The sequence below is a fragment of the Fibrobacter sp. genome (genome assembly GCA_012523595.1).
Taxonomy (GTDB): Bacteria; Fibrobacterota; Chitinivibrionia; order Chitinivibrionales; family Chitinispirillaceae; genus JAAYIG01.
The window spans coordinates 1-10,223 of sequence record JAAYIG010000075.1; the positions used below are offsets into that span (position 1 = coordinate 1).

General features: G+C 43.5%; 8 protein-coding genes. All 8 read right to left on the reverse strand.

Features of this window, described 5'->3' with window-relative positions; translation table 11 throughout:
• Nucleotides 1-1,044 precede the first annotated feature (1,044 nt).
• Complete coding sequence (locus tag GX089_04405; GenBank protein ID NLP01716.1) at nucleotides 1,045-1,818, reverse strand: hypothetical protein; 774 nt, start codon at nucleotides 1,816-1,818, stop codon at nucleotides 1,045-1,047.
• A gap of 586 nt (nucleotides 1,819-2,404) precedes the next feature.
• Complete coding sequence (gene speE, locus GX089_04410) at nucleotides 2,405-3,271, reverse strand: polyamine aminopropyltransferase (protein NLP01717.1); 867 nt, start codon at nucleotides 3,269-3,271, stop codon at nucleotides 2,405-2,407.
• A gap of 142 nt (nucleotides 3,272-3,413) precedes the next feature.
• On the reverse strand, nucleotides 3,414-4,514 hold the full coding sequence (locus GX089_04415; protein NLP01718.1) for a type III PLP-dependent enzyme: 1,101 nt from the start codon (nucleotides 4,512-4,514) through the stop codon (nucleotides 3,414-3,416).
• A gap of 25 nt (nucleotides 4,515-4,539) precedes the next feature.
• Entirely contained in the window at nucleotides 4,540-5,496 is a 957-nt protein-coding gene (gene speE, locus GX089_04420; GenBank protein ID NLP01719.1) for a polyamine aminopropyltransferase, read from the reverse strand.
• Complete coding sequence (gene speD, locus GX089_04425; protein ID NLP01720.1) at nucleotides 5,472-6,251, reverse strand: adenosylmethionine decarboxylase; 780 nt, start codon at nucleotides 6,249-6,251, stop codon at nucleotides 5,472-5,474. The genes speE (GX089_04420) and speD overlap by 25 nt, the downstream gene beginning before the upstream one ends.
• 109 nt (nucleotides 6,252-6,360) lie before the next feature.
• Entirely contained in the window at nucleotides 6,361-7,281 is a 921-nt protein-coding gene (locus GX089_04430) for a response regulator (GenBank protein ID NLP01721.1), read from the reverse strand.
• Nucleotides 7,282-7,292: 11 nt separating this feature from the next.
• Nucleotides 7,293-8,465 carry a PAS domain-containing protein gene (locus tag GX089_04435; GenBank protein ID NLP01722.1) on the reverse strand — a complete coding sequence of 391 codons (1,173 nt, stop codon included), beginning with the start codon at nucleotides 8,463-8,465 and terminating at the stop codon, nucleotides 7,293-7,295.
• A gap of 152 nt (nucleotides 8,466-8,617) precedes the next feature.
• Nucleotides 8,618-10,223: serine protein kinase PrkA (locus tag GX089_04440; protein NLP01723.1), on the reverse strand; the 1,606-nt coding region annotated here is incomplete at its 5' end.

Genomic DNA, 10,223 nt, shown 5'->3' on the forward strand with positions numbered 1-10,223 from the left:
GGTTGGAGTCAGCCATTTCGGTTTTTCCTGTATCAATCTGGCCACTTATCTGGGGGTGAGTGGATCAGCGGTTTCGAAGATGATCTCCCGGAGCTGCAGAATCAAAGAACTGGACTTTCTAAAAAAGATGGTTTGCACGTAGACTACGCTGTTCTTCTACATCCATAAAGGACGGTATTGGTTAATACCCGATCACCTCTATTGTTAAATCCTTCCTTTTTTGACCTCTAATTAGAGACAACAGTGAATTAGCTGTGTTCATGCCTGAAGATTTTGGGAATTATTTGTGGAATTGAGAAAAAAAATGGGAGGTGATGTCTCGGATTTGAGGGCTGTCGAGGCTAAATCAACAATTTACCTGCGGGGTGAAACTGTGATCCTATCCAGAGTTCTTAATTCATCTCTGAGGAAAATTCCCAGAGGTAATCACCCCCCGGTTCCGTATACGGCGGTCGTAAAGTGTTAATGATTAATAACAATTCCGTCATACAGTGACACGAGTCCAATTTGTTCGAAGTGAAACTTGGGTAGTGCAAAATTCATGTGTTTTGCTCCTGCATTCCACCATGGGCCTCTTCCGTTTGTGGCAGATTTCCACGCTTACTCTTCGCTCAGTCCGCAATTTTTCTTTGCAATGCGCGTCATGAGGACATCGTGGTTGACTCTATCGAAGAATTTCTCAAGGTCTATGTCTACAACCCAGTCATAGTCTTGCTTGATATAGTCCCGCGTTTGCATGACTGCCTGTTATGCGCTACGCCCTTCTATGATGCCATAACTGTGCTCTGAGAATTCAGGCTCAAATATTGGCTTCACCACCTGATACAATGCCTGACTGATCAACCGATCCACTACCGTAGGAATCCCTAACATCCGGACTCCGCCGTTCTGCCTCAGGTATTTCTACCTTCAGTACGGCTTTCGGCATGTATCGGTCTTCAAGCAATGGACTTACACCACCAAGTGTCTGCGCCCTGCCGGGCGCACCAAAAAAAAGGCCCGGTATCTCTCGATACCGGGCCTTTAAATTCCAAAAAACTCCTCTTACCTGCGACCAAATCTGATCTCTGTTTCTGCAGTCGTCTCCTCAGAAGTCATCTGGGCAATCTCCTCACTTTTCTCCTGAGTTTCCGGTTCCTGTACAGGTTGGGAAACAATGGACGGCGAATCATTTTCAGTCTGTGGCTCAGCGCTAAACATTCTGCGCTTATCCCCGAATTTGCGTCCATGCTGCAGCTCTTCTGTTCCGAAATCGCTGGGAGTCAAATCAGGACCTGCAGTTGCCGGTGTAATTTCAAGAGGCTGTTCGGTTACATTTTTAAGCTCGATTTTTTCCTCGGATTCCTGGTTGACATTGCCGCTGGGCTGAAAATTATCCCTGCGGTTTCTTTCATTCCAGTTTCCACGGCGGTCGTTGCCACGATTGTCACGATCGCGATTACGAAAATCTCTTCCGCCTCTTCCACCATCTCTTCTTCTGTTGTTGTGATCCTTGGAGAAATTATCATGCATTTTTTTGCGCGCGAATTCCTGATCGCGCTCTGCATTCTTTAACTTCAAATTGATGTCACGTAATGATTTCTCAACCGGATCGACAGCAGCAGTGGTCGTGCTCTGGTTCTGTGATTTTGATCTGTTATCCTGTGAATTCCTTCTGTTGTGCCGGAATTCCCGCTCCCTTCTTTCACCATGAGATGAGGGGTTTGACTTCTGTCTACCAAGTTCACTGATCATTTTTCTGGTACCAAGCACATGCGATAATGTTATTATTTGCAGTAAAACGACCACTAATGTCGTAATGATTGCTGCTAATTCCATATTGTTACTTCTCCATAATGTTTATCTGTGCATTCTAAGTATTGAAACGCGCTCTTATATTTTAATAGAAAGGCCTCTTTGGGCCCGGCGCAAAAAATCGGGATTTATTCCACCCTGATGCACACGATTCTGATTGTTTGTGGTTTACATACTTATTAATTCACTTCCGGAAAAAATAATCTTCTTTTGCCCTCTACCCCCTTTCCGGACCTTCTGAACCGGTATTAAAACATATTCCGGATTCAGAAAACGGGTATTTTCAATGTGCTCTGATTACAGAGCTGATAAAATGATGTTCTTCTTCTGTATATCGAACTGTCAAAGAGCTTTAGGTTCAGTCTTGCGCGATTTGTGGAATTCTTCTTCTAAATTACTAATCTTCTTGAGTACTGCCGTTAAAGAATCCAACCTTTTATAGATTACGTATATCTTGCTCCAAATGAAAATTAAATTGAGCGAAAAAAGGAAAAATATCAAGATCCACAGTAGCTTTAAGATTTCCATGGGGAATTCTTTTCGGGCAGGCAAGACACCGTTAATGTTAAGATATTTAATGCCGGACTCGAAAACAAGCTTCCTCCTCCTGTCATTTAAGGAGCCTCTTAATATTCTGTGGCAGCAAAAAAGCACCCACATGCACATCATCATTGTAATATGTGCACAATTTGGCAATCGAGGCGTACCGCTGTTTCTCAAAGTTCTTTAAGACTTCAGCATTTTTTGAACAGATCAGGAAACTGCATACCCCTTCCGGAAATGAACGCATGGAGCAGAAATAAAGCTTACGGTGTTTAAAAAACGGGGAAACACTTTGAATCGTTTTTCGAAGGAATTCACCTTTCACTGTAGGAGAATCGGTCTGAAATACCGCAATCCCATCCTCTGCAAGCCTGCCGGCAACAACCTTTTGAAAATCAACGGTTTCCAGAGACTGTACAGGACCACCCGGATCAAAAGAATCAATGATTATCACATCAAACTGTTTCTTATTTTTTTTCAGATAATGGTAACCATCATCAAAAACAACCTCTACCCTACTGTCCTGGAATCCTTTGGCAAGGGCAGGGAAAAACCTGTCTATTGTTTCTTTCACCATGCTGTCAATTTCAACAACAACAATCGTCTTGACATCATCGTGTTTGATGACCTCCTTCAGACACCCCCCATCTCCGCCACCAATAATACAGATACGCTCCGGTTTTTTGTGCATAATCATGGCCGGATGTACAATCATCTCATGATAAGAGTCACTGTCGAGTTCAGTAATCACTACTGAGCCTCCCAGGCACAATACGGTTCCGAAACTATAAGTATCAAAAACTTCAATTTTCTGGAAAGGACTGGAATCACAGAAGAGTGCGTGTTTTGCTCTGATAGTCAGACCGGATAGACCGTTGACAAGGTTTTGAATCCACAGAGAGGAACCGCTTTCAGGATGAAAACCAACGCTCATAAGATCACCTCTTCCAGTCGAAAGACAACAAACTTCTTTTTTTAACATCTATATTAACACATCTCTATTGCTCCAGAGAGCCTTTACAATGTACTCAGGCTGGCTGGATTGTACTCAGGGTTAGTGAATCTAAGATTACACTTCAGTCAACAACAACTATCCTGGCTTTCGGGAAACCATTGAAAGCCGAAGCACTCGCGCAAGTATAGGCACCCATGGATTCAAAAATTATCAGATCACCTATGTCAAGCAGCGGCAGACTGATATTCTCGTAAAGTATATCGATAGAATCGCATGTGGGCCCGGCCAGTACAGAATTATACCTCTCCCCATCTTTAGCTACAAACATCGGGTATTCAGCATGATCGTAAATTTTCCCGGAAAAAGATCCGTAAACACCCTCATCGAGATAATACCACCACACCCCGTTTCTCAGTGATTTTCCCATTACACGTGCTGCAAGGGTCATCGACCTTCCGCTCAGAACCCGCCCTGGTTCAGCGATAATACGGTAGCTTGAAAAATATCTTTCCAGGTACTCGTTTATGGGCTGGCAGAAGCGTGCCATTGGAAGAACCTTGGTCAGGTAGTCAATAGGAAAACCTCCCCCAATATCGATGATTTCGATGTCGATACCTCTCAAGGCGGCCTTTTTGCAGATATCACGGCAGTATTGGAGCGCTTCGATGTACTTAAAAGAGTTTTCGTTTTGTGAACCTGCGTGAAAACTGATTCCTGCGATCCTCAGACCCATCTCATGTGCTTTACGTATAAGGTCAAATGTCTTCTCCGGAGCCACACCGAACTTGTGAGAGAGGTTTACAAGGCATCCGGGATTCTGAATACTCATTCTTATCAGAACCCTGACTTTGTCCTTATACGGAACCATCTTGAGCAGTTCATCTTCATTGTCTGCCACAAATATCTGCATCCCGTATTCCAGGGCATAACGGATATCGGAGTCGCGTTTTATGGGATGGGTATGGATACAGCGGTCGGCCGTAATTCCGCATCCCCTGAGCACATCTATTTCTCCGTTTGAGCAGACATCAAAGCAGCTGCCTTCGCTGTCGAGAATGGAGATGATCTCCCGGGTAGCATTGGATTTAACTGCATAGTAAAGAGAAACACCCGGAAGTGCGGCTTTGAGGGTACGATAGGACTCCTTGAGCCGGCTTTCGGACAGAAAAAGCACTGGAGTTCCGTGCTGTGCAACAAGCTCCTGAACTCTTTTGAAATCCATTTTTGTTTATGGGTCCTTCTGTTAATCAGAAAAGGAAATCATCGGGAAAATCCGGTCTTGCATCGGTTATAATACGTCCCTGCTTTTTTGATATTTGCCCGATGTAAGGAAACCTGGCAAGCATGGATTTGTGAGTGTCTCCGGTGTAAACTTGAAGATTCTTTATGCCGCAGCGTTCCAGTTTTTTGTCAATTGCAGCCGGTTTAAGCTTTGATGGATCTGCAGATTCGGAACTGAGTGTTATTGACCAGAGAACTGCATACATTTGTATATAGAGAAAAAACGGGTTTACGTTATTAAACACTGATGAAAGCGTCTTCTGGATACTGGCAAAAGCAGCGGGCCTGGAAATCGGAGACTCGGAATGCATCACGAATATACCGCCCGGATTTCTCAGTGCCCGTTTGACACTACGGAAAAAATCCCGGGTATAGAGCAACCTGGACGGCCCGAATGGATCTGTCATGTCCATTATAATGACATCAAATTCTCCGGCATGTGTTTCAGTAAACTTCCTCCCGTCCACAATATTCACTGTTACCCTGGGATCATCGAAAGAACCTGCATGTACCGAAGAGAGATACTTGCGGGAAAACTTGATCACATCCTCATCAAGCTCAGCCAGTTCTACCCTTTTCACCACAGGATATTTAAGGACCTCACGAATTATCCCTCCATCCCCGCCCCCAATCACCAGCACCGATTCAGGCCTGGAATGGGAACACATTGCGGGATGCACCATAGGTTCATGGTAATGATACTCATTTTTTTCAACAACCTGGGTCATGTTGTCCAGAAGGAGAACCTTGCCGAACTCATCGGTATCGATAAGTTCAATATTCTGATACTTTGTCTTTCTTTTCACCAGAGATTTTCGAACCGTATAGAAATAACCAAAGTACGGATTCAGCGCTTCAATATGCAATCTTCGACCCTGCTTGATATACTTGTCTTTAATTACCGTTCGAATATGTTTCTGCATTCAAAAATCTCCTGCATCTCCTTCTTGACGAGGGTTTTAATTCTGGCGCGTTCTTTTTTTGAGAGTTTCTCTATCTCCGGGCCGAAAAGATAATCATCCAGCCTCGGACTTTTTAGCATCATCTTGCTGTGAAAGATGTTATCAGATACAATGTTTATGTCATAAGCAATATACTTGTCCAGTATCTCATCGGAGATGTAGTCCTGGATGGAAGTAATATCCTGATCAATATACACTTTGCGTCCGTTAACATCACGTGTAAAACCTCTGACCTTGTAGTCCATCAGAACAACATCGGAGTCGAAGCTGTCGATCAGAAAATCCAAAGCCCTCAGAGGAGATATCATCCCGCAGGTGGAGACATCGATATCAACTCTGAAAGTCGCTATACCGGTGTTAGTATTGTTTTCCGGATATGTATGTGCAGCGATATGACTCTTATCCAGGTGAAACATGACATCCTCGAGTTCCCGCGGATGATGTCCCTCATTGATGAGCACAGAGACGCTGGCACCTCGGGGATCGTAGTCCTGGGTAGAGATATTGACTATTTTTGCCTGGATTATGTTTGTCACTTCAACGAGAATGCTTCTGAGCTTTTCCGAGTTGTAAACCTCGTCAATATACTCCAGATAATCAATCTGTGAAGCCTTTGAGCGTGCATAGCAGATATCGTAGATGTTGAAACTCAGGGATTTTGTAAGATTGTTAAAACCCTGAAGTTTGATTTTTCTGCCATGGCAGCGATTAATCACGCCTTCACCCCCTCCTGAAAAGAACTTAAACAGACCAATTTCGAACTAAAAGTAGTGATATTGTGAAAACGACAGTATCGAATCAATTTTGCATATCCGGAAAAAATAATCAAAGTTCATTCAGGTAGAGGGGTTTATAACCTCGGTACTTGTTCGAAAAATAATTAATGAGAACCACTTCTGTCCTTTTATTTGGATCAATATTAATAACCATCCTGTCGGCGAAGAGTCTGCTCATGTGTATTCCCCTCCCTGAGTCGTCAAGCAAACCCTCACCTGTGATCTGCCGTTCTATTTTAAACAGCACAGTTTCCTTTGTGAGCCTCCCGAGATAATCATTGACTGCAACACCATATTTTTCGATATCATAGCCATATTCTATATGAACATATTCTTCGGGTTCCAGTTCAATTTCTGTAAACTCCTGGTATTTCTCCGCCCCATCATCCCGCACAGGCGCATGGTACATGGCATTGGTGATAATCTCATCGAGAATAAGCTTCATGTCCCCGGATGAACCAAATTTACGGTTAAAAATATCTGTTATATGTTCCCTGGCCACCCTGGCATCCTTTGTCGATTTTATACAGATCCTGTCCACCATTCTACCGTCCTGAAGCAGATGTCTTGACAAGCCAAATATATCACCTGTAAGAAGGCCGTAAATAATGGAATCGAGCTCTGCAAAATTGAACGGCACTGTTTTAGGAATGATATTAGTGATAAGGTAATCTTTCGCCGTTTTTATATATTCGTCTATATTGTAGGCAGTGATCAGGGCAGTCTTGGTTCCAGGATATCTCCTCTTTACTTCCCTGAGCAACTGGGGACCGCTTATGCCCGGCATGTTTATATCCGATATCACCAGATCAAATCTGCTCTTCGCCAGAATGGCCAGAGCCTGCTCCCCGGTTTCAGCAGTTTCTACCTGATAAAAAACTTCCAGGTAGTCAAACAACATCATCCTGACTGCCTTCTCGTCATCAACAATCAGTATACGGTAAGATGACAGATCTTTTTGCTTTTTCATAAAAAAACCGATCACAGATGGATTGCAGTATCCAGTTGTGTTTTCCTTTCCCTGGGAAGCACTATTGAGAATACAGTCGAGTCCTCAAAACACTCAAAGTAGATTCTTCCCCCGTGTTCAGCGATAATTTTCAGGCAGATGCTCAGCCCCAGTCCTGTTCCCTGACCTGCCGGGCGGGTACTGAAAAACGGATCGAAAACCTTTGAACGGTTCTCCTCCGGAATTCCCACTCCGTTATCAGCAAATGTTATCAATACTTTCTCATCCTGAAGCACCGATGTTATCTCAAGTAATCCGCTGAATTCCTTCCCGGACTCCAGACATCTGGCCTTCTTTTCCAGAATCGACTGCATGGAATTTGTGGCCAGATTAATTATAACCTGCTCGATTTTTGAGGGATCACAACTGATAAGCTTTATCGATTCATCAAGATTGAATCTCCGCTGGACCTCACCAGCCCCTCTTAAATGTATGGCATTTACGGTCTTTACTATAAGGGAATTGATATCCACCAGTGTACTGCAACTGTTCTGCTTACGGGAGAGATGGAGCAGGTCTTTCATGATTGTGGTTGCCCGTGCAGCAGATTCCAGTATCGCAGTCACCCTGCTGATCCCTTTTTCGTTAAGGCCGTATTTTTCCGGCATACGAAGAAGATTGACCGCTGTACCTGAAATCCCGGAAAGAGGATTATTCATTTCATGTGCAATACCGGCAGTCATAATCCCTATGCTGGCAAGCTTTTCTGTACGTATAAGCTGTTCAAAAATCCGCTTTTCATCTGTAATATCTTTGATAAACTCTATTACCCGTACAACCTCTCCTGTTTCACCTCGAACAGGATACGCACAGGTTTCGAAATATCTCACTTCATTTTTCCCGCAAAGTACCGCCTTTTTCCTGCTTTCCTGATTACTGGTTTGAAAAGCCCTTTCAACCGGACAGTTCTCACAGGGTTTATCCAGGTTCCAGAAAACTTTATAACATTTACAGCCCAGAATTTCCTTGATTGGCTTTCCTGCTGATGAGGCATAGCTTTTATTTACACGGATAAGCTGATGATCTTTGTTGATCACACTGATGCACTCCGGAGTAACATCAAAAATCATCTCAAGTTCCCTTTTGCTGAGCTGAATCTTTTCAGCAAAGGTCTCTACATCGGATACACTCTCTGTTTTATACAAAAATCTATCACCTCAAGCCCCGAATCAGGGGCAAAAAAGAATTTCAAAATAGAAGGGAGAAAACTGGACCCGGGATACTCCCGGATCCAGTTCAAAGTATGACATATTTCAGCTTGTGGTGCAAGGCAGAGTATTTTATTAACAGATAAGGTTCACCTGCTTGGAAATGTACGAGCCAGATCATTATCTATTACATATATACAGACTTCTCTGGCACCCTGTTCAGTATAGCCGAATTTTCGCTGAAGATTTCTGATGAGGTATCGTACATCAACCCTGATCCGCTTGTCGTATGTCTTAAAGTCGGGAAGATTGTAATCCTTTATCGCCCTGCGGAAATTATCATTGTCCAGAAACGGATCCAGCACCTTTTCCTTAATATTCTGAACATATCTCTGATGCAGGCGGCGGAAAATCTCGGTCTGGGTAATTGCTTTTCTCTCCAGCATTATCTCCTGGGTCAGAGTCTTTGAGGTATACTCTTTCTGAGTGCTTTCCCTGAACTCCCGCCGATGCTCCCTCCCGGCCTCAGCACCAAGAAATCTGCTCTCAATGCTGTTGAAGAAGTCATCGGTAATTTTCAGATGATCTTTTGTCCAGGTGCAGACCTCATTCGCCGGAGCTTCGAAATTAATGGCAAAGAGATAATTCATTATATCTCTGGCTATCTGGTGCTCATTATAATAGTATAATGACTCCTTCACTTCCTGAAGCACGGTATAATTGTACATTCTTACGAGTGAATCCAGGAAACCCGAAGGGATAGACTGCATGAGATCTCTTTTTTTTCTTGTAAAGAATTCACAGAGCATCGACATGTTTATCAGCTTTTCATGCTTGCCGTAGGTAGAGTAAAACTCGTTGAAAATCCTGATGGAATCTCTTCCGGAAATCCCGCTGACCCCCTCCCGATCCGATTCCGCGATAATTCTACGGCGTCTCTGTGCAGTGAGTTTCTTCCTGTCATCCTCTGTCAGCCACGGAGGAATAACACCGGAGTAGATCTCCATTTTGAGCAGTTGAAGGTTGTCATCACAGAAAAGATTGTACTTTCTTGCTTCGCCAATCCATTCCAGAAGAGCCTCTGAACGGGTAGTCAGCCTTGAAGAAATAATCACCCGGGCAAAATTTGTAAGAACCCTGGGCAGAAAACGCTCCTCGATCTGTTTTCCAAAAGTGTTCTTATAAATCTTCACCTCTGTATTCATGTCCATTACATAGGGGATATTGATATAGTCTATCCGGTCTGAAAAGGACTTGAATTCCTTGATATTTTTCTGGTCTTCAGGGTTCATGATCGCAAGTAGAAGCGAGTTTACATTTTCCTCGGTGTCCTCCACCTTGTGTACACCTTCACTTATAATATTATGCAGTTCGATAAACCGCTCGGTATTGTGACCCTTTATATCCATCAAAGCATAAACACCATTATTGGTCTTGGCATATCTGGAAAAGAGATAATGCACCTCTGTTGAACTCTTAAGAAGGCTGTTCAGTCTGGCCTGTATAGCTGGATTGTAAACAACATTGTTCCTTGGCTGCGGATCACCGGGACTGAAAACACTTATCCCCTCTCCGACTCTTCTGTTAAAACGGTAATGTCTTGCATATACCATTTTATGCACTTCCGATGGATTCTTCAGAAGATTTAGGAGTGCTCTGTAAAGGGCGCTGCAGAAAGTACAGGGTTTATCCCTGAAGATCCAGTGATATTCCCTGTCAGTAAAGAGTCTCTCTTTGAAGGATGAATCTTTGAAC

Excerpts from the sequence above, each read along its gene's own strand:
- GX089_04405 (NLP01716.1), bottom strand. The coding sequence starts at position 1,818 with ATGGAATTAGCAGCAATCATTACGACATTAGTGGTCGTTTTACTGCAA.
- speE (NLP01717.1), bottom strand. The coding sequence starts at position 3,271 with ATGAGCGTTGGTTTTCATCCTGAAAGCGGTTCCTCTCTGTGGATTCAA.
- GX089_04415 (NLP01718.1), bottom strand. The coding sequence starts at position 4,514 with ATGGATTTCAAAAGAGTTCAGGAGCTTGTTGCACAGCACGGAACTCCA.
- speE (NLP01719.1), bottom strand. The coding sequence starts at position 5,496 with ATGCAGAAACATATTCGAACGGTAATTAAAGACAAGTATATCAAGCAG.
- GX089_04430 (NLP01721.1), bottom strand. The coding sequence starts at position 7,281 with ATGAAAAAGCAAAAAGATCTGTCATCTTACCGTATACTGATTGTTGAT.